Raw genomic sequence first — 23,225 nt, 5'->3', positions numbered from 1 at the left:
TGCGAGAGACTGACAAATGAATAAGAAGGTGCTGGGGAGCCGCCGGTACTTAGTGACCGTATTTTGGTCACTTAGTATCCGTTGCGAGCGACACGCAGCGGAAGCGTGCCTTCGTTTCATGTGTCAGTCTCTCGCAATTTCAGAAAATGTGGATGAGTTTTGCAGGTATTAGAATTAACAAATGGGAGGATAACAAAATGGAAACAATGGACGACTACAAAGACGAACTGGAAGCCTCTTTCCGCAGGATCAACGAGGGAGACATCATTTCCGGTACAGTCATTGATGTAAATGAAGAGGAAGTGACTCTGGATTTAAAATATTATGCGCAGGGAATCATCAAAGTTGCTGATCTGAGCAATGATCCTGATTTTAATGTCATGGAACAGGTACACAAGGGAGATGTGATCGAGGCAACTGTGGTACAGACGGACGATGGTGCCGGAAATATCGTACTTTCCAAAAAGGAAGCGAACGATATACTCGCATGGGATAAATTAAAACAGATGATGGAAGATGAGACAACAGTCAAAGTCCGCATCAAAGAGAGCGTACCGAGCGGCGTTGTCACCTATCTGGAAGGCATCCGTGCATTTATCCCGGCATCCCAGATCACACTTGACTATGTGGAAGATACTGACGCGTGGATCGGAAAAGAGATCGAGGTACGCGTGATCACTGTGGATGCAGAAAAAGAAAAACTTGTTTTATCCGGCAAGGCAGTAGCAAGAGAGGCAGAAGCCGAAGAACGTAACCACAAGATCTCCATGATCGTGCCTGGCACTGTCATGGAAGGAACTGTTGAGTCACTGATGCCATATGGTGCATTCATAAACCTTGGAAACGGACTGAGTGGTCTGGTACATATTTCACAGATCTGTGAGCGCCGTATCAAAAAGCCGTCCGAAGTGTTAAAAGAGGGACAGAAGGTAAAAGTAAAAGTTGTCAATACCAACGATAATAAGATCAGCCTCAGCATGAAAGCACTGCAGGAAGAGATGGTTGATACCGAAGGTGTTGCAGAGGAAGAATTAGAAAAATATACCGATACAGAATCCACAGGCACCAGCCTGGGCTCTTTACTGGCAGGATTTCACTTTGACGCGTAAGCAGTAAAAACATCAGAGGCATCAAGAGACAAGAATCTTGACGCCTCTGTTTTTTGCCCCAGAATCTTTGTCATACATTGTTGACAAGGAAACAAACTTGCGCTATATTAAAACAGAAGTAATTGTTGACAAGGAAACAATATTTGCTTTTATGTAAGGGAGTGGATGTATGAAAGAGCAGGAACTTCTGTTAAAAGAGCTTGCGCTGATGTTAGAGCGGCAGGACATGCTCTCGAAGCTGACCGAAGGGAAATGTCTCGATGAGTATGGATATTCCGAGACACACTGTATTGATTATATCGGAAGGTTAGAGCTGCCGAATGTCACAAAGATCGCAGAACATATGGGGATGACAAGAGGCGCGATCAGCAAAATGACAAAGAAGCTGTTAGCGAAAGGTCTGATTGAAAAATACACTTTGGAATCGAACAAAAAAGAAGTCTATTTTAAACTGACGGATCTAGGAAAAATGTTGTTTGAGGAACATGCAAAACGTCACAAACGCTGGGAAAAAAGGGATATGGAGTTTTTGTCCCATTATTCTACAGAGGATGTAAAGACGGTGTATCAGTTTATGAAAGAATTTAATCACTACTTAGAGGGACAGATTGAAGAATTATCATAACGATGTAGGAAAGTATGAAACAGTTACGGATCAGACAGAAGTTTTGAGATCCATAGGATCGACATAAAAATTGCCTGCGGGCAATCCGCAGGCAACAGGATATTTAAGATTCACTGTCAGTGTCTGTACTGACATCGTCATTAGTATCTGTGCTGACAGCTGCATCAATATCTGTGTTTGTTTCAGTATCAGTATCTTCGTCCGTATCTGTTTCTGCAGAAGGAATCACGCGTACAGGGATGTCTTTTGTGATATCTTCAATTGTTTCAGAATCAGAATTTATGGAAGTAAGGACTGCAGTGCGGTCGGATGGGGTTTCAGAGGTACTTCCCACAGCAGATGATGTAGTATCCGTATTCTGTAAAGCAGAAGAGACATCTGTTGATGTTGTCTGACCAGATATCATATTTTTTAATTTTAAAATAGCAGTTAAGATATCTAATGCATCTTTGCTGATATTTTTGGATGAGAAGAAATCAGCAAGCATCTGATTTGCCTCATCTCTCGCACTTCCGGTCAGGTTGAAAATAGAAGAAAGCTGATCTGAAACAGAAGATACGGTATTTGAAACAGCAGAACCAAATTCTTCCATATAAGAGAGTACTTTTTTGACGTAATTCTGTGTCTCGGTAAAAGGCGGGATGCCGCCGTATTTGTCTACATTCGCGCTGCCGGCATTGTAAGCGGCGAGCGCAAGGGAGATATTTCCCTGATAATTGGATAATAACTGGCTGATATATTTTGCACCGCCCATGATATTTTCTCTTGCATCATAGGAATTGGAAACACCAAGAGCAGCAGCGGTAGATGGCATTAACTGCATGATCCCGACAGCGCCTGCATTGCTCACGGCAGAGGGATTGAAGCCGGATTCTGCTTTGGCGATCGATTTTAATATAATAGAAGAAACACCATAGGAATTGGCGGCCTCTTCAAAAATAGAGTCAAGTTCGCCTGAAGTATAGGAATTTGCAGAGGATGCAGTTGTCTGGGCTGCGGATATCCCTGATGTATCTGCGCCTGTGGTACCGGTCTGTGAGGTATTCTGGCTGTTTTCCAAAGCTTTTGTACTGTCAGCTAACGCAGCCGCAAAATCATCCGTATTAGACTGTTTTGCAGCTTCGGCACGCTTTGCAGCCTGTTCATTGATGCGGCTGACTAATGCGTGATCCATATAATTTAAAACGGTAATACTCATTCATAACTCCTTTTCGTGTAAAACGCGACTAAAAAGAGTATAGCACATGTTTTTGCAATAGTGAAGTTTTTGTTGAAAATTGTCTTGATGTATCACAAAAATTGTTGTAGAGTACATAGTGCGACAAGCTAAAGTGATAAAGTAACAGGGATAGAAAAAAGAAATGGATTGTGAAATAGAAAAAAACAAAGTAAGTAAAAAAGCTTCCTATGAAAAAGCGTTTAAAGCTGCATTTCCATATACAATACCGGTCATGACGGGATATCTGTTTATCGGTATGGCTTTTGGAGTGATGATTCAGGAAAAAGGGTATAATTTTCTGTGGGCAATACTGATGAGCGTCCTGTGTTATGCAGGGAGTGGACAGTATCTCGCCGTGAATTTTTTTGCGCCGGGCGTGAGTCTTTTACAGGTAATTTTCATGGAGTTTATGTTAAATATCCGGCATATTTTTTATGGTCTGTCGTTATTAGAACGTTTTGCAAAGATGGGGAAGAAGCGTCTGTATATGATCTTTTCCCTGACAGATGAAACATATTCCTTATTTTTTGTCACGAAGGTGCCAAAGGATGTGGAAGAAGGACAGTTTTTATTTGCAATCGCACTGTTAGACCAGCTTTACTGGATCATCGGTTCCGCAATCGGGGCACTGCTTGGATCAGTACTTCCAATCGACACGACAGGAATTGATTTTGCGATGACGGCGTTGTTCGTCGTGATCATGGTGGAGCAGTGGATGGAGTCAAAAAACCGTCCGAGCGTACGGATCGGACTTGGATGCGGACTGGTTTGTCTTCTGATCTTTGGCGCAGACAATTTTATTCTGCCGACCATGATCTGTATTATGCTGATCCTGCTTCCGTGCAGAAAGTTTTTGGATAAAGAAACAGACCAGAAAAAGGAGGTAGAGCATCATGCCGGTTAGTGTGGCGCGTTCACTTGTTATCATTGCAGCAGTTGCGGGAACGATCTTTTTTACAAGACTCTGCCCGTTTTTATTCTTTCCGCCGGGAAAACCGATCCCGCCGGTGATACAGTATCTTGGAAAAGTATTGCCGCCGGCAGTCATCGGAATGTTGGTGATTTATTGTTTAAAGGCGGTAAGTATCACATCCTATCCATATGGATTACCGGAGTTTATAGCGGTGGCAGTAGTGATACTGCTTCATGTCTGGAAACGAAACAACCTGCTTAGTATCGGCGTCGGGACAGTGCTTTATATGGTGCTGATACAGGCTGTATTTTAATAAAATGGAGGAATATTATGAAGAAGAAACCTTTTGTAACCAAAGAACAGCTCGAAGAGATCGTAAAAAAATATCCGACACCGTTTCATCTCTACGATGAAAAAGGAATCCGTGAAAATGCGAAGGCGGTCAAGGAAGCATTTTCCTGGAATCCCGGATTTCGTGAGTATTTTGCGGTAAAGGCAACGCCAAACCCGTACATCCTTGATATCCTAAAAGAATATGACTGCGGCTGCGACTGTGCATCCTTAACAGAACTGATGTTGGCAGACTCTCAGGGATTTGACGGAAAGCACATCATGTTTTCCTCAAACGATACACCTGCCGAGGAGTTTAAATTTGCCAATGAACTTGGTGCGATCATCAACTTAGATGATTTTACCCACATTGACTTTTTAGAGAAAACGATCGGCAAAATTCCTGAGACGATCAGCTGCCGTTATAATCCGGGCGGAGTCTTTAAGATGAGCAATGGCATCATGGATAATCCTGGTGATGCCAAATATGGTTTTACACATGAGCAGATCATCGAGGGATTTAAGATCTTAAAAGAAAAAGGCGCAAAACATTTCGGCGTACATGCATTCTTAGCGAGCAACACCGTGACAAATGAATATTACCCGAAACTGGCAAGACAGTTGTTCGAACTGGTTGTGGAACTGCGTGACAAGACCGGATGTGATATCCAGTTTATCAACCTTTCCGGCGGTGTCGGTGTGCCTTATACACCGGATCAGACACCGAACGATATCCGCGTGATCGGACAGGGGGTCAAGGAAGCTTTTGAGGAGATATTAGTTCCGGCAGGACTTGGAAATATCTCTATTTATACAGAGATGGGACGTTTCATGTTAGCACCTTACGGCTGCCTTGTGACGAAAGCAATCCATGAGAAACACACCTATAAAGAGTATATCGGTGTGGATGCCTGTGCAGTCAACCTGATGCGTCCGGCAATTTACGGGGCATATCATCACATCACCGTTATGGGAAAAGAGGACGAGCCTTGCGACCACAAATATGATGTGACAGGTTCCCTCTGCGAGAACTGTGATAAATTTGCCATTGACCGTATGCTGCCGAAGATCGATATGGGAGATCTGCTTGTGATCCACGATGCAGGAGCACATGGTTTCTCCATGGGATATAACTATAACGGAAAACTGCGCTCCGCGGAGGTATTGTTAAAAGAGGATGGTTCCACCCAGCTGATCCGCCGTGCAGAGACACCGGATGATTACTTCAGAACTTTTGACTGCTTTGATATTTTAAAGGATATGAAGCATCCGGAGAGAAAATAAGACTTCATTCTGCAAGAGGAGTGTGTCATGTGTATTGATGAATTGAGGTTTGAAGCTGCAAAAAACAGAGTGATCGGGATAAACAGGGAGCGTCAGGGAATCGGGACGCTCTCAGAGAAAACGGTACATGCCGTTTTGAAAAATTATTATGCGCCGGATACGGATATGCACGAAATCCCAATCGAAAATTTTGTGGCGGACATTTTTACGGGGACCGAGATCATTGAGATACAGACACGCTCCTTTCAGGTTATGCGGAGAAAACTGGATGCGTTCTTAAAAATCTATCCGGTCACGATCGTCTATCCGATCCCGCATGTCAAATGGCTTTTGTGGATCGATGAGGAGAGTGGCGAGATGTCACCGAAGCGCAAGTCCCCCAAAAAAGGAAATCCGTATGTGGCATTTAAAGAATTGTATAAAATACGTCCGTTTTTAAAAAATGAAAACTTAAGATTTCGGTTTGCACTGATCGATATGGAGGAGTACCGCCTGTTAAACGGCTGGAGCAAAGATAAAAAGAAAGGCAGTGAGCGCTACGACCGGATCCCGGTGCAGTTTGTGGAGGAAGTCTGTATTGAGAGACGGGAAGATTATATGCAGTTTATCCCATTTGACCTGCCGGAACCTTTTACTACGAAAGATTTTTCAAAATCTGCAAAAATTCCGTTGTCGCTTGCACAGACTGTGCTTCTGATTCTGACAGATTTAGAAATCGTGGACAGAGTGGGAAAACAGGGGAATAGTTACCTGTATAAAGTCTGTGAGATATAAGAAAAAGGGTATCTGGCTTTTAATAGTTACTCACGATCAGTCTGCGCCGGAACACGGAATCCATATGATCGAGTGTATGTCTTGCCTGGGAATAGCGGTTGCGGTTGGTATGGATGACATAAAACTGGTGTGCACCCCGGTATTTTTCGCGCAGAAAAAATGGTATCTTAATAAAACTCCGCGTAAATGGAATCTGATTTTCAATCAATAACTGTGCCGCCTGATCACTGATCCGCTCATTGGTTGTGCGGCATAACTCTATATCTTTGTCGAGATGTTTTGTATCTTTTCCTAATATAAGTGCTTTTCCCATAGTTTCTTCCCCTTTTTCAAAAAACTATCATATACGATAACTTTTGTCAAACATACTTTTATTTTTGCAGAAATTGTGGTATGTTATTAAAGTTAGACGGAAAAGCTTGTCTTAAAGGATTAGAAAGGTAATTATAATTATGAAGAAAAAAGTAGTAGTATTAATGCTTTGTACGATGATGGCAGTCACTGCACTCGGATGCGGCGGGAAGAAGAATGATACCGCAGAGGGGACAGAGGCTGCAGAATCAGTAAACAGCACGGAAACAGCAGAAGGAACAGAAACAGTGGAATATGAGAGTACTTCTTATGATCTGGATCCTTCCGATTATGTGACACTCTGTGATTACAGCAAGGTTCCGGTTACGATCACAGGCGATTATGATGTGGATGACCAGGATGCAAAAGATTATTTTGAGCAGATGTTTTCTTATTACGGACCGTTCTACGTTGCAGATGATACCAAAACAACCGTTGGAGATGGTGATATCGTAAACGTGGACTATGTTGGAAAATTAGACGGAGTGGCATTTGATAATGGAAGTGCCGAGGATCAGAATATCGATGTGGACAATAACTGTTCCGCAGGAAGCCAGTCAAGCTCCTTTATCGACGGCTTTACAGATGATCTGAAAGGTGCATCTGTCGGTGATGTTATTGACAGCGATGTGACATTCCCGGATAACTATGGCAATGCAGACCTTGCCGGAAAACAGGTTGTATTCACATTTACCGTCAACTCAATCCAGAAAGAGATGACACTCGATGATGTGGATGACGATTTTGCGCAGAAACAGTTTCAGGCTGACACAGTAGATGATATGTATGCACAGATTAAATCATTCCTTGAAAATCAGGCCAGCAGCAATAAGGACAGTGACACTTACACAGCAGTGCAGGAGTACCTGTTAGAAAACTGTAAAGTGGATATCCCGGAAGATTATCTGACAGCCCGTGTCAATGATTATGAGAAACAGTATGTACAGAATTACTGTAATGGGGATGCATCCAAACTTGAGGATTACGTCAGCAGCCAGTACAACATGACACTTGATGAGGTGCGTCAGGAGTGGAAATCAGGCATGGAGAAAAATATTTCCATGGAGTTTATCACAGGTGCGATCGCAGCAAAAGAGGGCACCGAGCTTGACGAGGACGGATTTTCTTCTTATGTGCAGACTCTGATGAGCAATAACAGTCTGTCATCTGAAGACGATTTATATAAGAACTATGGCTACGGTGATGCAGCTTATGGTGAAAAATATTTAAGACAGGTCTATGTTGATAATCTTGCATTACAGTCTGTCAAAGATAATGCGGATGTAACTGTGGAAGCTCCGGCGGAGACAGAGAGTACTGAGGGCACAGAGAGTGCAGAACCGCAGGAAGCTGTCGACGCTGCCGAGACAGAAACAGCAAATTAATCAAATAAATATCCCAAAAGAAGACCAAAGAGATGGGGATTGGAGGATTCAATTATGGATATGGTAAATGTAAGGGATTTATTCCGGAAACAGGAAGAATATGTGGATCAGACCGTGACGATCGGCGGATGGGTGCGAAGCATCCGTAACTCCAAAAATTTTGGATTTATCGTGGTGAACGACGGAACATTTTTCGAACCGGTTCAGGTCGTATATTCCAATGTTTTAGAGAACTTTGATGATGTTGAAAAGTTAAATGTCGGTGCAGCGATCATCGTGACAGGTAAGCTTGTTGCAACACCTGGAACCAAGCAGCCGTTTGAGATCCAGGCAGAGAAAATCGAGATCGAGGGTGTTTCCACACCGGATTATCCGCTGCAGAAAAAGAAACACAGTTTTGAGTATTTAAGAACGATCTCCCATTTAAGACCAAGAACAAACACGTTTGAGGCAGTTTTCCGTGTACGTTCCCTGATTGCATATGCAATTCACAAATTTTTCCAGGAGAGAGATTTTGTATATGTACACACACCACTGATTACAGGAAGCGACTGTGAGGGTGCCGGAGAGATGTTCCAGGTAACAACACTGGATATGAACAATCTTCCGAAAAATCCGGACGGAACCGTGGATTATTCCAAAGATTTCTTTAATAAGCCGACCAACCTTACCGTAAGCGGACAGTTAAACGGTGAGACTTATGCGATGGCATTTAAGAACATCTACACATTTGGACCGACGTTCCGTGCAGAAAATTCCAACACGACCAGACATGCAGCAGAGTTCTGGATGATCGAGCCGGAGATCGCATTTGCAGATCTGGAAGATGACATGATCTTAGCCGAGAGCATGTTAAAATACATCATCAACTATGTACTGGAGAATGCACCGGAAGAGATGGCATTTTTCAACAACTTCATTGACAAAGGACTCTTAGAGCGCTTGCAGCATGTGGCAAATTCCGATTTTGCCCGCGTGACATACACAGAGGCAGTTGAGATCTTAGAGAAACACAATGACAAGTTTGAATATAAAGTTTCCTGGGGAACTGATCTTCAGACGGAGCATGAGCGTTATCTGACCGAGGAGATCTTCAAACGTCCGGTATTCGTAACCGATTACCCGAAGGAGATCAAGGCATTCTACATGAAGATGAATGATGACGGAAAGACCGTAGCAGCCGTTGACTGTCTGGTACCTGGTATCGGTGAGATCATCGGAGGAAGCCAGAGAGAGGATGATTACGATAAACTTCTTGCAAGAATCAATGAACTCGGCTTAAAAGAAGAAGATTATCAGTTTTATCTGGATCTCCGCAAATATGGTTCTGCAAGACATGCAGGATTCGGACTCGGTTTCGAGCGCTGCGTTATGTACTTGACAGGAATGTCTAACATCCGTGATGTTATTCCGTTCCCAAGAACCGTAAATAACTGCGAATTATAAAAAAGAATAGAGTTACAGAGGACTGCCGCCCGGATGAATAAGATTCTGCGGGCGGCAGTTTTTTGATATCCGAATCTTCATAGGAAAATGCGTTCTGCAAATTTGTGTAAACCTCCCAAAAACCTGCAAAAATTGAGAAAAAATGTAGCATAAATATAATTGACATAATGTATAATAAGTAGTAGTATCAAAATACAAAAGATATAGTAACAAATACTACATGTAAAAATAATAAATACTATTTTGCTAAAAGGAGGTCATATTATGTTACAGATAGGGATTCGTGAACCGGGAAGCGCCATTACACATTTTATAGCTATGATGATGGCAATATTTGCCACATCGCCGTTGTTAGTCAAGGCTGCGCTGAATGGAAATCATACAACGATTCTGGCAATGGCCGTGTTTATGGGAAGCATGGTGCTGCTTTATGGTGCAAGTACGGTGTACCATTCGCTTGTTGTCCGGGATAAAATTTTAAAGATATTCCGCAAACTCGACCATATGATGATATTTGTCCTGATTGCCGGATCTTATACGCCGGTATGTCTGATCGTACTTGGCGGGAAGTCGGGTTATACGCTGCTTGCGGCAGTGTGGGGCATTGCGGCGGCAGGAATGCTGATAAAAGTGCTCTGGATCAACTGCCCGAAGTGGTTTTCATCCGTGATCTATATCGCAATGGGATGGGTGTGTCTGTTTGTATTCCGGGAACTGTTAGCCACTCTTTCCCAGGCAGCATTTTTGTGGCTGCTTGCAGGCGGTCTGATCTATACTGTCGGCGGTGTGATCTATGCATTAAAACTGCCGGTGTTCAACGCGAAGCACAGTCAGTTTGGCTCCCATGAAGTATTTCATCTGTTTGTCATGGCTGGAAGCATCTGCCATTTTGTATTCATGTATCAGTATGTAGCGTGAAAAATAAAACGATTGCCGGATAGATTTTATGGAAAAGTTAGGTTATAATGTAACAGCAATGAAAAATGAGCAGTGACAGGCAGATGAGAAATGAAATGCCTGTATGAAGAGGAGACAGATATGAGATATACGTTGGAAAATGAAAATTTAAAAGTGGAGATTGACTCATTTGGAGCAGAGATCAAATCTGTAAAAAGAAAATCAGATAACTTTGAATATATGTGGTGTGGTGATAAAAAGTACTGGGGCAGAACGTCCCCTGTATTATTTCCGTTTGTCGGTGCGCCGAAAAACAAAGAATACCGTTATGACGGAAAAACTTATACGATGGGACAGCACGGATTTGCAAGAGATATGGAGTTTACATTAGAGGCACAGACGGAAGAAAACATCTCATTTGTACTGACCGATACTGCGGAAACCTGTGAAAAATATCCATTTCATTTTGCGCTGCACATTGGTTATGAATTGTGCAAAAACGAGGTGAAAGTAAACTGGACTGTGGAAAACACCGACACAAAAGAATTATATTTTTCCATCGGTGCACATCCGGCATTCAACTGCCCGGTTCACGGAGAGGAAAATAAAACCGGATATGGTCTCAAATTTGGCGGCCTGGCAGATACTATTCATCATCATGGAAACACACCGGACGGTATGGCGGTGATGGAGGATAAAGTCCTGGCACTGAAAGATGGCTGCGTGACATTTACGGAAGGATTCTTTGATGAGTGCACTTACATGGTCGAAGGAAAACAGACCGGAGAGGTTTCCCTGCTTGACCGTGAGGGCATCCCGTATGTAACCGTAAAATTTGACACTCCACTATTTGCAGTATGGTCACCGGAAGGAAAAAATGCACCTTTCGTCTGCATTGAACCATGGTACGGAAGATGCGATGCCACAGATTTTACCGGCACATTGCAGCAGCGCGACTACGAAAACATGCTGCCGCAGGGCGGAACATTCAAGGCAGCTTATAGTATTGCATATCTGTAAGATAGAGTCAGCAAAAGGTGGATCATAAAAATAAAAAACGCAAAAGCATGTAAAAAAAGCATAGCTTTTGCGTTTTTTTCATATAGTGAAACAGAATCGAAAACCTGTGGAGTGGTCAATGAATATACAGTCAAAAATGAAAACAAGAGATGCAAAAAACAATCCGGTCACTGCGGTATTGGTGTCCGTGCTGGTCATGTTCCTTTTAAGCTGCCTGTTCCTGTTACTGTTGGCTGCACTGTTATATAAGTTTGATCTGAGTGAATCGGCAGTAAAGGTGGGAATCGTTGTCATTTATATCGTCTCCGGAGTGATCGGTGGATTTTTCATGGGAAAGATCATGAAAACACAGAAATTTTTATGGGGATTTGCAGCGGGAGCCATTTATTTTTGCATTTTATTCCTGATATCAGTGCTGGTTAAACAGGGAGTCTCCATGGAACTGCCGAAAGTGGCGACAACATTTATTCTATGTGCGGCATCCGGGATGGCGGGCGGAATGATAAGTTAGTGGTTACTGTCAGTGTGCCAATTAGCATATAGACAGGACTTGCGCAGAATATCAGCGGCGTGCTATACTCAAAGAAAATGTGCATGAATGAAAAAAATTATCAATGTTTCATGCAGAAAAAGATACGCACGAGGAGGAAGACATGGAAAGACAGAAGAGACAGGGAGCAGAGTACGAGTTTTACGGAAAACTCCCACTGAAAAAGGCAATCCCGCTAGGATTACAGCATGTGCTGGCAATGTTTGTGGGAAACCTGACACCGATCCTGATCATCTCAGGGGCATGTGGTATTGCAGGTGAGGAGTTCGGCAGTCTGCAGGTCGATCTGCTGCAGAATGCGATGCTGATCGCCGGGATCGTGACACTGATCCAGTTATTTGCGATCGGACCGGTTGGTGGAAAGGTACCGATCATCATGGGAACGAGTTCCGGATTTATCGGTGTGTTTAACAGTGTGGTTCAGGTAATGGGAGGAGGAATCCTTGCATATGGAGCCATTATGTGTGCATCCGTCATTGGTGGTCTGTTTGAGGGAATCCTTGGATTTCTGTTAAAGCCGCTCCGCAGATTTTTCCCTGCGGTTGTTACAGGAACGGTCGTATTGTCGATCGGATTATCCCTGATCGCAGTTGGGGTCAATTCTTTTGGCGGCGGCAATACGGCAAATGACTTTGGCTCTGTTGAAAATTTACTGCTTGGTGCAGCCGTTTTACTGATCATCGTAGCAGTCAAACACTGGATGAAAGGCATGGCGAGCGCTTCATCAATTCTGATCGGTATCGTGGCAGGCTATATTATTGCAGCAGTCATGGGGCTGGTTCTGCCAACAACAGGGATCAATGCAGACGGTGTGGAATATACAAAAGCCTGGGTATTAAACTGGGATAAAGTTGCGGATGCAGCGTGGTTTTCCGTTCCGAAATTAATGCCGGTCAAACTGGTATTTGACTGGAGAGCGATCATACCGGTTTTGATCATGTTTATTGTTACCGCAGTTGAGACGGTTGGAGATATCTCCGGCGTTATGGAAGGTGGAATGGACAGAGAAGCAACGGATAAAGAACTTTCCGGTGGTGTTATCTGTGACGGAATCGGTTCTTCCCTTGCTGCACTTTTTGGTGTACTGCCAAATACTTCTTTCAGCCAGAATGTAGGACTTGTCACAATGACAAAGATTGTAAACCGTATGGCACTTGCATCCGGAGCCGTATTCTTGATCCTCTGCGGTTTATTTCCGAAACTTGCTGCGCTGATCTCGATCATGCCGCAGAGTGTACTTGGCGGAGCGGCTGTTATGATGTTTTCATCCATCGTGATCAGTGGAATCCAGCTCATCACAAAAGAGCCGATGACAATGCGCAATATCACGATCGTTTCCGTTGCATTAGGGCTCGGTTACGGAATTGGATCCAGCAGCGGTATCCTTGCACATCTGCCGCAGGGAATCCAGCTGATCTTTGGCGGTTCCGGCATTGTGCCGGCAGCCATTGTGGCGATTATCTTTAATATCATATTGCCGAAGGATAACGTATAAAAAAAACTTCCCATATGAAAAAAGTTATGTTATACTGTATAAGTTAACAGAGCTCCGCGCGAAAGCGAATAAATACATAGTATTACGGGGAGCGGGCAAATGGCGTATCCCATGTGTGCGGAAATTACAAAAAAGGAGAGAAGCATCATGAAACATGTAAAGACATTAAATACCAAGAGATTACAGAACACAATCAAAAAAGGTGGCTGCGGCGAGTGCCAGACATCCTGCCAGTCTGCATGCAAGACATCCTGTACAGTAGGAAACCAGAGCTGCGAGCACAAATAAGATTTGAACTGGTACAGCCGGGCATGCATAGCATGGTAAAAATTGTGCATATGAGTGCCGGATATGCCATCATGGCATGATACAAAATGACTGTGTGATACAACGATGAAAATCATACGGTCGGATATAAGTGAAATCTGCAAACGACCGTTCGCATAGCGTGCGGTCATTTGTACGTTTTATCGGCAACATTAAAATGCCGTAATACTTGAAAAAAATACATTGATTTGCAGAAAACTTTAAATGTTTTGCTGTAAAATCAGATAGAAAGAGAGGAAATATTATAGTGGTTCATCAGTATAAGAACAACGGCTATGATATTGTTTTAGATGTAAACAGCGGAGCGATTCATGTGGTGGATGACGTGACTTATGATGTCATTGAGATGATCGATCAGAGCCAGCCGGAATCGTATGCAAGGGATGAGATCGTATCTGCACTGTCCGGAAAATACGGCAAAGAGGAAGTGGAGGAAGCAATCGATGAAGTCCAGACATTGATCGATGAGGAGTCGCTTTTTACAAAGGACACTTACGAAAACTATATCATGGATTTCAAAAAACGCCCGACGGTTGTCAAGGCACTCTGCCTGCATATTGCACATGACTGCAACCTGGCATGTCAGTACTGCTTTGCTGAGGAGGGAGAGTACCATGGAAGAAGGGCACTGATGTCCTTTGAAGTTGGAAAGAAAGCACTGGATTTCTTAATTGCCAATTCAGGTAACAGACGAAATCTTGAGGTGGATTTCTTTGGCGGCGAGCCGCTTATGAACTGGCAGGTCGTAAAAGACTTAGTTGCTTATGGAAGAGAGCAGGAAAAGCTGCATGACAAGAATTTCCGTTTTACACTGACCACAAATGGTGTGCTTTTAAATGACGAGATCATGGAATTCTGTAATAAAGAGATGGCAAATGTGGTCTTAAGTATCGATGGAAGAAAGGAAGTTCATGATAAGATGCGTCCGTTCCGCAAAGGGGCAGGAAGTTATGATCTGATCGTTCCAAAGTTCCAGAAATTTGCAGAGAGCAGACATCAGGACAAATATTATGTGCGTGGTACATTCACACACTACAATCCTGATTTTGCAGCAGATGTACTTCATCTTGCCGATCTTGGTTTCAAACAGATCTCCGTGGAGCCAGTAGTTGCAGAACCGAGTGAACCGTATGCGATCACAGAGGAAGATCTTCCACAGCTGTTTGAGGAATATGACAAGCTTGCTGCAGAGATGGTAAGACGTCACAAAGAGGGAGATGATTTTAATTTCTTCCATTTTATGATCGATCTTGAAGGTGGTCCGTGTGTGGCAAAACGTCTGTCCGGCTGTGGTTCGGGAACCGAGTACCTTGCGGTAACGCCTTGGGGTGATTTTTATCCGTGCCATCAGTTTGTAGGCAATGAGAAGTTCCTGCTCGGCAATGTGGATGATGGGATTAAAAATACAGAGATCCGTGATGAATTTAAGTGCTGCAACGTCTATGCAAAAGAAAAATGCAGAAAATGTTTTGCCAGGTTCTACTGCAGCGGCGGATGTGCAGCAAATGCGTATAATTTCAGCGGTGATATCTGCGGAGCATATGATATCGGATGTGAACTGCAGAAAAAACGTATTGAATGTGCAATCATGATCAAGGCTGCCGAAGCCGATTGTGAATAAAAAAGAAACAGGAAGGAAAAAGAAAATGAAAAAGAGTAAAGCAGCAGTCATATTAGTTGCGATTCTCGCTGCATTTGCGGGACTTGCCTATTATGCATCTATTATTCTTTCATCGACCGGTATTGGGGAGGAAATGAGTATTCCGCTTGGACTTGATCTGTCCGGTGGTGTATCGATTACCTATCAGGTCATGGATGAAAATCCAAGCGCAGAAGATATGAGTGATACGATCTACAAACTCCAGAAGCGTGTGGAAAGTTACAGTACAGAGGCTTCTGTATATCAGGTCGGAGATGACCGTATTGCCGTTGAGATCCCTGGTGTTACAGATGCGAGCAAGATATTAGAGGAACTGGGTAATCCGGGTTCCTTAGAGTTCCAGCTTTCTGATGGTACCGTATTTATGACAGGTGATCAGGTAGCAGATGCACAGGCTGCAACAACCACAGACCAGTATGGTAACAAACAGTACGTTGTACAGCTTACCCTGACGGATGAGGGTGCAAAGACTTTCGGAGATGTTACATCTGAAAATGTCGGAAAAGCACTTCCAATCGTATATGATGGAGAGATCATCAGTTATCCTACCGTACAGGAGGCAATTACCGGAGGTACAGCACAGATTTCCGGTCAGAGTACTTTTGAAGAGGCACAGACTTTAGCGACACAGATCCGTATCGGTTCTCTTTCCCTGCAGTTATCAGAGTTAGAGTCCAGCGTGGTAGGGGCACAGCTTGGAAGCCAGGCAATCTCCTCCAGTTTAAAAGCGGCAGCGATCGGTCTTGTGATCGTTATGATCTTTATGATCATCGTATATGCAGTTCCGGGTGTTGCAGCAACTTTAGCACTTGCGATCTATACAGCACTTGTGATCGCAACCTTATACTTATTTGAAATCACATTAACATTACCTGGTATTGCCGGTATCATCTTAAGTATCGGTATGGCGGTAGATGCCAACGTTATCATCTTCGCACGTATCCGTGAGGAGATCGCAGCTGATAAGTCAGTTATTACTGCAATGAAAACCGGTTTCCATAAGGCAATGTCCGCAATCTTAGATGGTAACATCACAACCTTGATCGCATCTGTCGTATTGATGTCATTAGGTTCCGGTACTGTAAAAGGATTTGCTTATACACTTATGATCGGTATTATCCTTTCCATGTTTACAGCACTTGTTGTGACAAGATGGATTCTTTATGCTTTCTACTGGTTAGGACTTAGAGATGAGAAATTCTACGGACGTGCCAAAGAGAGAAAGACTATTAATTTCCTGCAGAAGAGATATGTGTTCTTTGGAATCTCTCTTGCAATTATTGCTGCCGGATTCATTGGTATGGGAGTACATAAAGCATCCGGTCAGAATTCCTTAAATTATGGACTTGATTTCATGGGAGGAACTTCCACCACTGCTGATTTTGGTAAAGAATATACCATTGAGGACATTGAGAAAGACATTATCCCGGCTGTAAAAGAAGTGACCGGAGACAGCAATATTCAGGCAAACAAAGTGGAGGGAACAACACAGATCACGATTAAGACAAGAACTTTGTCTAAGGAAGAACGTGATACATTGAACCAAACACTTGCAGACAATTTTGATGTGGATGAATCTACGATCACATTCCAGAGTATCAGTTCCACAGTCAGTGGCGAGATGCGTGCGGATGCATTTAAAGCGGTGATCATTTCAACAATCTGCATGTTGATCTATATCTGGTTCCGTTTCAAAGATATCCGTTTTGGTGCAAGTGCGATCATTGCCCTGGTTCATGACGTTTTAGTCGTACTTACCGTATATGCCCTGATGCGTATTTCTGTCGGAAATACCTTTATCGCATGTATGCTGACGATCATTGGTTATTCCGTCAACGATACGATCGTTATCTTTGACCGTATCCGTGAGAACCTTGCAGCAAAACATGGCAAGCAGACGAAAGAGTCTCTGATGGAAATTGCAAACCGAAGCCTGACACAGACGTTGTCACGAAGCATCAATACTTCCTGGACGACTTTTGTTATGGTATTTATGCTGTTCATCCTCGGTGTGACCAGCATCCGTGAATTTGCACTTCCTCTGATGGCAGGTCTTATCTGCGGTGCTTATTCATCTATCTGTATTGCAACAGAGTTGTGGTATGTGATGAAGATTCATGTAGGTAAAAATAAGGTAACAGAATAAAAACTGTTGTTATGAATGAAAGCCCCGGTAGTTTTGCCGGGGTTTTTTTGTGAGAGGAGAAAATCATGGAAACGATTACAGCTTATCTGGTATTTTTAAATCTGGCTGGATTCCTTATCATGGGAGATGATAAAAGACGTGCGAAAATGCACCGGTGGCGTATTTCAGAGAGAATGCTTTTTCTGGTCAGCATTTTAGGAGGCAGTATCGGAACATGGGCTGGAATGTATGTGTTCCACCATAAGACGAGACACTGGTATTTTGTCATAGGAATGCCGTTGATCCTGGCTTTGCAGATCGTGGCAGCAATCCTGCTTTATCGACAGGGCTTATACCATTTATAATTATTTGATATAACTGCTGTGGTATTTGGAATTGCCAAAAAAAGGGAAGTCATATATAATGATAAACAGAAATAAAAGACAAGTGTTTTTGGTAGAAAGACACATTGATCAAACAGCAAAGGAAGGGAGTATTACCAATTATGTATACACTGGAAGATATTCAGGCAGTTGATATGGAAGTGGCAAATGCCATTACCGATGAATTTGAGCGTCAGAACAGCCATATTGAGCTGATCGCATCTGAGAACTGGGTGAGCAAGGCAGTAATGTCAGCAATGGGAAGCGTTCTTACGAATAAATATGCAGAGGGTTATCCGGGAAAAAGATATTACGGTGGATGCGAATGTGTGGATGTAGTGGAGGAGCTTGCAAGAGAGCGTGCGAAAGAGCTTTTTGGATGTGAGTATGCGAACGTACAGCCACATTCAGGTGCACAGGCGAATATGGCTGTACAGTTTGCCATCTTAAAACCGGGTGACACAGTGATGGGAATGAATTTAGACCATGGCGGACATTTGACACACGGAAGCCCAGTGAACTTTTCCGGTACGTATTTCCATATTGTACCTTACGGTGTCAATGATGAGGGATTTATCGATTATGATAAAGTAGAAGAGATCGCAATGGAGTGCAAGCCGAAGATGATCATCGCAGGTGCAAGTGCTTATGCGAGAACCATCGACTTTAAGAGATTCCGTGAGATCGCAGATGCATGCGGAGCAGTCCTGATGGTGGATATGGCACACATCGCAGGACTTGTTGCAGCAGGACTTCATCCAAGCCCAATACCGTATGCGCATGTTGTTACGACTACAACTCATAAGACGCTGCGTGGACCGCGTGGAGGTATGATCTTATCCAGTCAGGAGATCGCGGACAAATATAACTTTAATAAAGCTATTTTCCCTGGAATCCAAGGTGGACCTCTGATGCATGTGATCGCAGCAAAGGCTGTCTGCTTTAAAGAAGCGCTTCAGCCGGAATTTAAAGTTTACCAGCAGAATATCATCGATAATGCGCAGGCACTCTGCAAGGGATTGTTAAGCAGGGATATTAAGATCGTATCCGGCGGTACAGACAACCATTTGATGTTAGTTGATCTGACCAATTATGATCAGACAGGAAAGGCAGTGGAGAAACTTCTCGATTCTGTCAATATCACCTGCAACAAGAACACGATCCCAAACGATCCGAAATCTCCGTTCGTAACAAGCGGTGTACGTCTTGGAACACCGGCAGTTACTTCCCGTGGACTTAATACAGAGGATATGGATCAGATCGCAGAGGCGATCGCCATGATGATCAAGGAGGGTGAACCGGCAGCTGATAAAGCGCGTGCAATCGTAAAATCCCTGACAGAGAAATATCCGTTAGAGAGATAGAAAAGAATACAAACAATATTCTGATATGATAGAACAAAAAGCGAGGAAACCAGTTTTTGATGGTTTTCTCGCTTTTTGGTGTAATAATAAGTATATATCTGTAAAGAATACAGCCTTCTATTTTACATCATCTGCAACACGGAAGAGTGTATAGCTTATGGTTCGGATCTGTTTTTTCTTGTCCTGATAAGTAATTGTTACAGTCGTTGGCGCAAGCAGGCTTGTATACATATTATGTGATTCATAATTATAATCAGGGGAGTATGTAGATTCATATACATAGCTGTATCCGGAATAGCTTGCATAACGTCCTAATTTAATAGCTTTTCCGTTTGCGGTTTTTGTGGTTTTCTCTGTATTTGAGATGGATTTACTGGTAGAAGTTGAATAGGTTACTGTTGGTTTACTGTAAGTTCTGTATTCAATTTTCTTTAATTTATATCCTTTGTTCATTTTTACATTGATCTTGACAGAATCTTTGGTGTAAAGAGTCGAATAATCATAATATTTCCCATCGAAAGTTAAACTCTTGAAAGGATAATTGTTGGAAGAGACTGCGCTTAGTACCCTTACCTTTACAGAGAGTGATTTTACTTTTTTGTTTTTGGCATTGTATACATCAAAAGTAACTTTGTAATTACCGGTTTTCTTTGCATAGACACCGATATAGCCAGTGTTCTGAGTGGTATTCAGATTCAGGCTTGTTAATTTTGCTTTCAGATTTTTACTGTTTGTTTTTATATTTTTAATGTTTTTTCCGTATGTTCCAAGATTTACACTAATGGCATAATCATTGACATCAGGGTAGCTTGGATAATAGTAAACATCGACATTTTTTGACACACTTGGTGTGGTTGCAGCGGATACCGGAGTGGAAGGGATCATGAATAATCCGACACACAGGCAAAGTGTAAGAATGGTGCAGACAATCTGTTTCATTGATTTCATATTAAATATTCCTCCTGTTGGATTATTTTGCAAGACGCCTGATTATATAAACAAGCTGACATTTCTGTTTTGTATATTTGTCAACATAAGTGACGGTGATTGTGGTCCGGGCAGCAAGTGAAGTATAATAACTGGAACTGTCAGAGTAAGTATTCCTGCTGATATAGGCATATTGACCAAGTTTTAATGTACTGTTGTTTTTGAAATTTTTAACAACTTCCTTACCTGACTTATCGTAGGTGGCAACGGTAATTTTTTTCAGCTTATACCCTTTGTTCATTCTGATGCTTAATTTGCCGGATGATTTGCCTGTAAGAGCACTGTTAATTTCTTTGTTTGCAAACTTGGCAGATTTAACCGGTGAGTCATTTTTTGCATATACGGTTACTTTACCGGAAGAAAGTTTTTTACCTGCTTTATCACAGATGTTGTAGGTTACTTTGTATGTACCTTCTTTCTTTGCATAAAGACCGATTTCTGCGTAAGGATTTGTATATTCGTCTGTGGAAGTGCTGGTATAGTAGCGGGTGTTTTTGGCAATCAGATTTTTGCTGTTTGTCTTGATATTTTTTACATAGCAGACTTTACCTTTTGGTAAATTGATATGGATATCTGAATTACTCTGTGATCTGCTGTATATACGCAGTACTTTGGTGGTTGGTGTGGTTGTGGTGGCTGCGGATACTGTTGACTGCGGCTGCAGTAAGAGCATTCCGGCGCAGAGACAGAAAGCTAAGAACAAGCTTGCTGTTCGTTTGAAAATTTTCATAAGTGAATCCTCCATTTTTATAAGTATTTTATAAATGTTACAAAAATATTATAATATGTAGAAAAATTTTATACAATCGTAAATTTAAGAAATAAATAAGAAAAATTACAGAAATATATCAGAGAATTTCAATATGCCAAAACTTGTATTTTATGTGATGTTATTTTATAATTGTATACAATAGATTGCATATTTTATAAGCCGGCTAAGGACAGACAAAATAGAAATTAAAACGGCATGCAGAGTATGCAGAAGCGAGGAATATATGAAAAAACAGAATAAAGGAGTTCCGACAAACCGTGATATCCGTTGGGACAGACTTGATAATACAGCACACCTTTTTCCGGTCATTGCCGGGGAGAGCATGAGCAATGTGTACAGGATCAGTGTTACACTGAAAGAGGAGATCAATCCGGAATTACTGCAGAGGGCACTTGATATGGTGCTTCCGAAGTTTGACGGGTTTAACTTAAGACTGCGGCAGGGGGTGTTCTGGTATTATTTTGAGGAAAACGGAAAAGCGGCGCCAAAGGTTCGCATGGAGAACAATTTTCCATGCAGATATATCCAGCAGAATAAAAACCGCAGTTATATGTTCCGTGTGACCTATTATAAATGCAGGATCAATCTGGAAGTATTCCATGTTTTGACGGATGGAATGGGAGGAATCAATTTCTTAAAAGAGCTGACTTACCAGTATCTGCGTCTGGCACATAAAGACCTGCAGGAAAAGCTGGGAGATTCATTAAGTGTTGATACGTCTTTGAACCGGGAAGACAGTTTCTTAAAAAATTACAAAAAAAGTTCCGCAAAAGGATACCAGACAAAAAAGGCATATCTGATCCGTGGAGAAAAGTTAAGACCAGGCGAGTTCGGCGTGATGCACGGTTATATGAAAATACCGGAGTTGAAAAGGGTCTGTCATGCGATGGGAATCAGTATCAACGAATATCTGGTAAGTGTGTACATCTGGAGCGTTTATACAGAATGTCTGCACGGCATGCCGTCAAAGTGTCCGATCCGTGTTGCGGTGCCGGTTAATCTGCGGCCGTATTTTAATTCTATTACCACGAAAAACTTTTTTGTCATGGTGTCCGCAGAATTTCATCCGACCAAAGAGACCTATACGTTTGCAGAGGTGGCTGAAATCGTGAAAGAAAGCCTGCGAAGCCAGATCAACCGGGAAAATCTTGAAAAGCTGTTTTCCTATAACGTTTCCAATGAAAAACTGCTGATTGCAAGAGTTGTGCCGCTTTTCCTGAAAAACCTTGCAATGAAGTATGTATATACAACTTCTGCACTTGCCAATACTGCGACGATCACAAATATCGGCAATATTTCCGTGGCAGAAGAGTACCGCCCTTATGTGGAAATGTTTCATGCATTTCTTGCCATGTCAAAGGGGCAGCATCTGAAAGGAACGATCTGCTCTTACGGGGATACACTTGTATTCAGTTTCAGTTATGATCTTGTCGATGCGTCTGTGCAGCGTGGATTTTTCCGGAAAATAGCCTCGGACGGGATTGCGGTAGAAATAAAGAGTAATGGAGTAAATTATGAGTAAATGCAGAAATTGTAATGTGGAAATATCAGATGAAACAGAGCGCTGTCCACTCTGCGGATCCGTGTTAGAATACACAGGTGAAGTGGAGAATATGTACCCGGATGTGAGAGTGCACACCCGGAAAATGACAATGATCAGTAAAATCTATCTGTTTTGTGCACTTTTGGTTGAGGTGCTGCTCATTTATATCAATGTGGTCACCGAGTCACAGATTGCATGGAGTGCGATCACGGGGCTTGGATTCTTTTACGGATATATGCTGATCCGCTTTGCAATCCTTGGAAAAACAGGTTACCGTGCCAAGATCACGGTACTCACGCTGATGGCGATACTGATCGTGATCGCAATCGATTTTCTGGTCGGCTACCGCGGATGGTCTGTCAATTATGCATTGCCGTCGGCGATCATTTTAGTCGATGTTGGTATTATCATCTGTATGATCGTAAACCGCAGAAACTGGCAGAGCTATATGATGTGGCAGATTTTTATGATCTTATGCAGCATTGTTCCGGTAATACTGATTTTTACCGGTATCGTGACGGCACAGCTTTTTGCACTGATCGCATTTGCGTTTTCCCTGTTTCTGTTTCTTGGAACACTGATCATCGGAGACCGCAGGGCAAGGGTGGAACTGAAACGAAGATTTCATGTCCGCTGAGTTATATTTAGAATAAAAAGAACAGGAGC

General features: G+C 42.6%; 23 protein-coding genes. 19 read left to right on the top strand and 4 right to left on the bottom strand.

Going from position 1 to position 23,225, the window contains the following annotated elements:
• Positions 1 to 197: 197 nt before the first annotated feature.
• Positions 198 to 1,109, top strand: a complete 912-nt coding sequence (locus tag DW650_RS11605) for a S1 RNA-binding domain-containing protein (protein ID WP_118209995.1) — start codon at positions 198 to 200, stop codon at positions 1,107 to 1,109.
• A 169-nt stretch (positions 1,110 to 1,278) separates the two neighbouring features.
• Positions 1,279 to 1,734, top strand: a complete 456-nt coding sequence (locus DW650_RS11600) for a MarR family transcriptional regulator (protein ID WP_006856497.1) — start codon at positions 1,279 to 1,281, stop codon at positions 1,732 to 1,734.
• A 103-nt stretch (positions 1,735 to 1,837) separates the two neighbouring features.
• Here the strand turns inward: DW650_RS11600 and DW650_RS11595 are convergent, their stop codons facing one another.
• Entirely contained in the window at positions 1,838 to 2,932 is a 1,095-nt protein-coding gene (locus DW650_RS11595; protein WP_006856496.1) for a lytic transglycosylase domain-containing protein, read from the bottom strand.
• A gap of 163 nt (positions 2,933 to 3,095) precedes the next feature.
• On the opposite strand from DW650_RS11595, the gene DW650_RS11590 reads away from it, so the two are divergent.
• From DW650_RS11590 to DW650_RS11575, 4 genes are read left to right on the top strand one after another with little or no spacing between them, the layout of a single operon-like run.
• Entirely contained in the window at positions 3,096 to 3,857 is a 762-nt protein-coding gene (locus DW650_RS11590) for an AzlC family ABC transporter permease (protein WP_006856495.1), read from the top strand.
• Entirely contained in the window at positions 3,847 to 4,179 is a 333-nt protein-coding gene (locus tag DW650_RS11585; protein WP_006856494.1) for a branched-chain amino acid transporter permease, read from the top strand. The genes DW650_RS11590 and DW650_RS11585 overlap by 11 nt, the downstream gene beginning before the upstream one ends.
• 17 nt (positions 4,180 to 4,196) lie before the next feature.
• On the top strand, positions 4,197 to 5,480 hold the full coding sequence (locus tag DW650_RS11580; RefSeq protein ID WP_015520098.1) for a diaminopimelate decarboxylase: 1,284 nt from the start codon (positions 4,197 to 4,199) through the stop codon (positions 5,478 to 5,480).
• 27 nt (positions 5,481 to 5,507) lie between these two features.
• Entirely contained in the window at positions 5,508 to 6,254 is a 747-nt protein-coding gene (locus DW650_RS11575) for a hypothetical protein (RefSeq protein ID WP_118209994.1), read from the top strand.
• A 19-nt stretch (positions 6,255 to 6,273) separates the two neighbouring features.
• On the opposite strand, the gene DW650_RS11570 is transcribed toward DW650_RS11575, so the two are convergent.
• The gene (locus DW650_RS11570; protein ID WP_006856490.1) at positions 6,274 to 6,567 is read right to left on the bottom strand and encodes a hypothetical protein; all 294 of its coding nucleotides are present in this window, start codon (positions 6,565 to 6,567) and stop codon (positions 6,274 to 6,276) included.
• 139 nt (positions 6,568 to 6,706) lie between these two features.
• Between DW650_RS11570 and DW650_RS11565 the strand changes: the two genes are divergently transcribed.
• The 11 genes from DW650_RS11565 to glyA all read left to right on the top strand — a co-directional run bounded on the left by DW650_RS11565 (position 6,707) and on the right by glyA (position 19,257).
• The gene (locus tag DW650_RS11565) at positions 6,707 to 7,990 is read left to right on the top strand and encodes a trigger factor (RefSeq protein WP_118209993.1); all 1,284 of its coding nucleotides are present in this window, start codon (positions 6,707 to 6,709) and stop codon (positions 7,988 to 7,990) included.
• A 54-nt stretch (positions 7,991 to 8,044) separates the two neighbouring features.
• Positions 8,045 to 9,436 (top strand): asparagine--tRNA ligase, encoded by a 1,392-nt coding sequence (gene asnS, locus DW650_RS11560; protein WP_015559349.1) that lies wholly within the window; start codon positions 8,045 to 8,047, stop codon positions 9,434 to 9,436.
• A 264-nt stretch (positions 9,437 to 9,700) separates the two neighbouring features.
• Positions 9,701 to 10,354: a PAQR family membrane homeostasis protein TrhA gene (trhA, locus tag DW650_RS11555; RefSeq protein WP_006856484.1), complete on the top strand. Its 654-nt coding sequence runs from the start codon at positions 9,701 to 9,703 to the stop codon at positions 10,352 to 10,354.
• A 120-nt stretch (positions 10,355 to 10,474) separates the two neighbouring features.
• The gene (locus tag DW650_RS11550; RefSeq protein WP_242655514.1) at positions 10,475 to 11,353 is read left to right on the top strand and encodes an aldose 1-epimerase family protein; all 879 of its coding nucleotides are present in this window, start codon (positions 10,475 to 10,477) and stop codon (positions 11,351 to 11,353) included.
• A gap of 118 nt (positions 11,354 to 11,471) precedes the next feature.
• Positions 11,472 to 11,864 carry a TIGR04086 family membrane protein gene (locus tag DW650_RS11545; RefSeq protein ID WP_006856482.1) on the top strand — a complete coding sequence of 131 codons (393 nt, stop codon included), beginning with the start codon at positions 11,472 to 11,474 and terminating at the stop codon, positions 11,862 to 11,864.
• A gap of 142 nt (positions 11,865 to 12,006) precedes the next feature.
• The gene (locus DW650_RS11540; protein ID WP_199654270.1) at positions 12,007 to 13,398 is read left to right on the top strand and encodes a uracil-xanthine permease family protein; all 1,392 of its coding nucleotides are present in this window, start codon (positions 12,007 to 12,009) and stop codon (positions 13,396 to 13,398) included.
• A 147-nt stretch (positions 13,399 to 13,545) separates the two neighbouring features.
• On the top strand, positions 13,546 to 13,686 hold the full coding sequence (scfA, locus tag DW650_RS11535; protein WP_044998835.1) for a six-cysteine ranthipeptide SCIFF: 141 nt from the start codon (positions 13,546 to 13,548) through the stop codon (positions 13,684 to 13,686).
• 286 nt (positions 13,687 to 13,972) lie between these two features.
• A complete protein-coding gene (scfB, locus tag DW650_RS11530; RefSeq protein WP_118209991.1) occupies positions 13,973 to 15,346 on the top strand; it encodes a thioether cross-link-forming SCIFF peptide maturase in 1,374 nt (457 codons plus the stop codon).
• Positions 15,347 to 15,371: 25 nt separating this feature from the next.
• A complete protein-coding gene (secD, locus tag DW650_RS11525; protein WP_118209990.1) occupies positions 15,372 to 17,531 on the top strand; it encodes a protein translocase subunit SecD in 2,160 nt (719 codons plus the stop codon).
• A gap of 65 nt (positions 17,532 to 17,596) precedes the next feature.
• Positions 17,597 to 17,875, top strand: coding sequence for a DUF1294 domain-containing protein (locus tag DW650_RS11520; protein ID WP_118209989.1), 279 nt, complete (start codon positions 17,597 to 17,599; stop codon positions 17,873 to 17,875).
• Positions 17,876 to 18,015: 140 nt separating this feature from the next.
• Positions 18,016 to 19,257, top strand: a complete 1,242-nt coding sequence (gene glyA, locus DW650_RS11515; protein ID WP_006856449.1) for a serine hydroxymethyltransferase — start codon at positions 18,016 to 18,018, stop codon at positions 19,255 to 19,257.
• 117 nt (positions 19,258 to 19,374) lie between these two features.
• Here the strand turns inward: glyA and DW650_RS11510 are convergent, their stop codons facing one another.
• Complete coding sequence (locus DW650_RS11510; RefSeq protein WP_117921093.1) at positions 19,375 to 20,205, bottom strand: hypothetical protein; 831 nt, start codon at positions 20,203 to 20,205, stop codon at positions 19,375 to 19,377.
• Positions 20,206 to 20,227: 22 nt separating this feature from the next.
• Positions 20,228 to 20,974 carry a hypothetical protein gene (locus DW650_RS11505; RefSeq protein ID WP_118209988.1) on the bottom strand — a complete coding sequence of 249 codons (747 nt, stop codon included), beginning with the start codon at positions 20,972 to 20,974 and terminating at the stop codon, positions 20,228 to 20,230.
• Positions 20,975 to 21,239: 265 nt separating this feature from the next.
• Between DW650_RS11505 and DW650_RS11500 the strand changes: the two genes are divergently transcribed.
• Positions 21,240 to 22,538 (top strand): hypothetical protein, encoded by a 1,299-nt coding sequence (locus DW650_RS11500; protein WP_243102941.1) that lies wholly within the window; start codon positions 21,240 to 21,242, stop codon positions 22,536 to 22,538.
• A complete protein-coding gene (locus DW650_RS11495; RefSeq protein ID WP_006856445.1) occupies positions 22,531 to 23,196 on the top strand; it encodes a DUF6320 domain-containing protein in 666 nt (221 codons plus the stop codon). The genes DW650_RS11500 and DW650_RS11495 overlap by 8 nt, the downstream gene beginning before the upstream one ends.
• Positions 23,197 to 23,225: the final 29 nt, after the last annotated feature.

The organism is Roseburia sp. AM23-20 (genome assembly GCF_003470905.1).
Taxonomy (GTDB): Bacteria; Bacillota; Clostridia; order Lachnospirales; family Lachnospiraceae; genus Roseburia; species Roseburia rectibacter.
Note: the sequence above shows the minus strand (reverse complement) of the source record. Positions and strands in the feature narration are given on the sequence as shown.

What these genes read in the sequence shown, in the direction of transcription:
- DW650_RS11585 (WP_006856494.1), top strand. Translation starts at nt 3,847, where the DNA reads ATGCCGGTTAGTGTGGCGCGTTCACTTGTTATCATTGCAGCAGTTGCG.
- DW650_RS11570 (WP_006856490.1), bottom strand. Translation starts at nt 6,567, where the DNA reads ATGGGAAAAGCACTTATATTAGGAAAAGATACAAAACATCTCGACAAA.
- DW650_RS11520 (WP_118209989.1), top strand. Translation starts at nt 17,597, where the DNA reads ATGGAAACGATTACAGCTTATCTGGTATTTTTAAATCTGGCTGGATTC.
- glyA (WP_006856449.1), top strand. Translation starts at nt 18,016, where the DNA reads ATGTATACACTGGAAGATATTCAGGCAGTTGATATGGAAGTGGCAAAT.
- DW650_RS11580 (WP_015520098.1), top strand. Translation starts at nt 4,197, where the DNA reads ATGAAGAAGAAACCTTTTGTAACCAAAGAACAGCTCGAAGAGATCGTA.
- trhA (WP_006856484.1), top strand. Translation starts at nt 9,701, where the DNA reads ATGTTACAGATAGGGATTCGTGAACCGGGAAGCGCCATTACACATTTT.
- DW650_RS11565 (WP_118209993.1), top strand. Translation starts at nt 6,707, where the DNA reads ATGAAGAAAAAAGTAGTAGTATTAATGCTTTGTACGATGATGGCAGTC.
- DW650_RS11505 (WP_118209988.1), bottom strand. Translation starts at nt 20,974, where the DNA reads ATGAAAATTTTCAAACGAACAGCAAGCTTGTTCTTAGCTTTCTGTCTC.
- DW650_RS11545 (WP_006856482.1), top strand. Translation starts at nt 11,472, where the DNA reads ATGAATATACAGTCAAAAATGAAAACAAGAGATGCAAAAAACAATCCG.
- DW650_RS11590 (WP_006856495.1), top strand. Translation starts at nt 3,096, where the DNA reads ATGGATTGTGAAATAGAAAAAAACAAAGTAAGTAAAAAAGCTTCCTAT.
- DW650_RS11500 (WP_243102941.1), top strand. Translation starts at nt 21,240, where the DNA reads ATGAAAAAACAGAATAAAGGAGTTCCGACAAACCGTGATATCCGTTGG.
- DW650_RS11595 (WP_006856496.1), bottom strand. Translation starts at nt 2,932, where the DNA reads ATGAGTATTACCGTTTTAAATTATATGGATCACGCATTAGTCAGCCGC.
- asnS (WP_015559349.1), top strand. Translation starts at nt 8,045, where the DNA reads ATGGATATGGTAAATGTAAGGGATTTATTCCGGAAACAGGAAGAATAT.
- DW650_RS11575 (WP_118209994.1), top strand. Translation starts at nt 5,508, where the DNA reads ATGTGTATTGATGAATTGAGGTTTGAAGCTGCAAAAAACAGAGTGATC.
- DW650_RS11540 (WP_199654270.1), top strand. Translation starts at nt 12,007, where the DNA reads ATGGAAAGACAGAAGAGACAGGGAGCAGAGTACGAGTTTTACGGAAAA.
- DW650_RS11510 (WP_117921093.1), bottom strand. Translation starts at nt 20,205, where the DNA reads ATGAAATCAATGAAACAGATTGTCTGCACCATTCTTACACTTTGCCTG.
- DW650_RS11600 (WP_006856497.1), top strand. Translation starts at nt 1,279, where the DNA reads ATGAAAGAGCAGGAACTTCTGTTAAAAGAGCTTGCGCTGATGTTAGAG.
- secD (WP_118209990.1), top strand. Translation starts at nt 15,372, where the DNA reads ATGAAAAAGAGTAAAGCAGCAGTCATATTAGTTGCGATTCTCGCTGCA.
- DW650_RS11495 (WP_006856445.1), top strand. Translation starts at nt 22,531, where the DNA reads ATGAGTAAATGCAGAAATTGTAATGTGGAAATATCAGATGAAACAGAG.
- DW650_RS11605 (WP_118209995.1), top strand. Translation starts at nt 198, where the DNA reads ATGGAAACAATGGACGACTACAAAGACGAACTGGAAGCCTCTTTCCGC.
- DW650_RS11550 (WP_242655514.1), top strand. Translation starts at nt 10,475, where the DNA reads ATGAGATATACGTTGGAAAATGAAAATTTAAAAGTGGAGATTGACTCA.
- scfA (WP_044998835.1), top strand. Translation starts at nt 13,546, where the DNA reads ATGAAACATGTAAAGACATTAAATACCAAGAGATTACAGAACACAATC.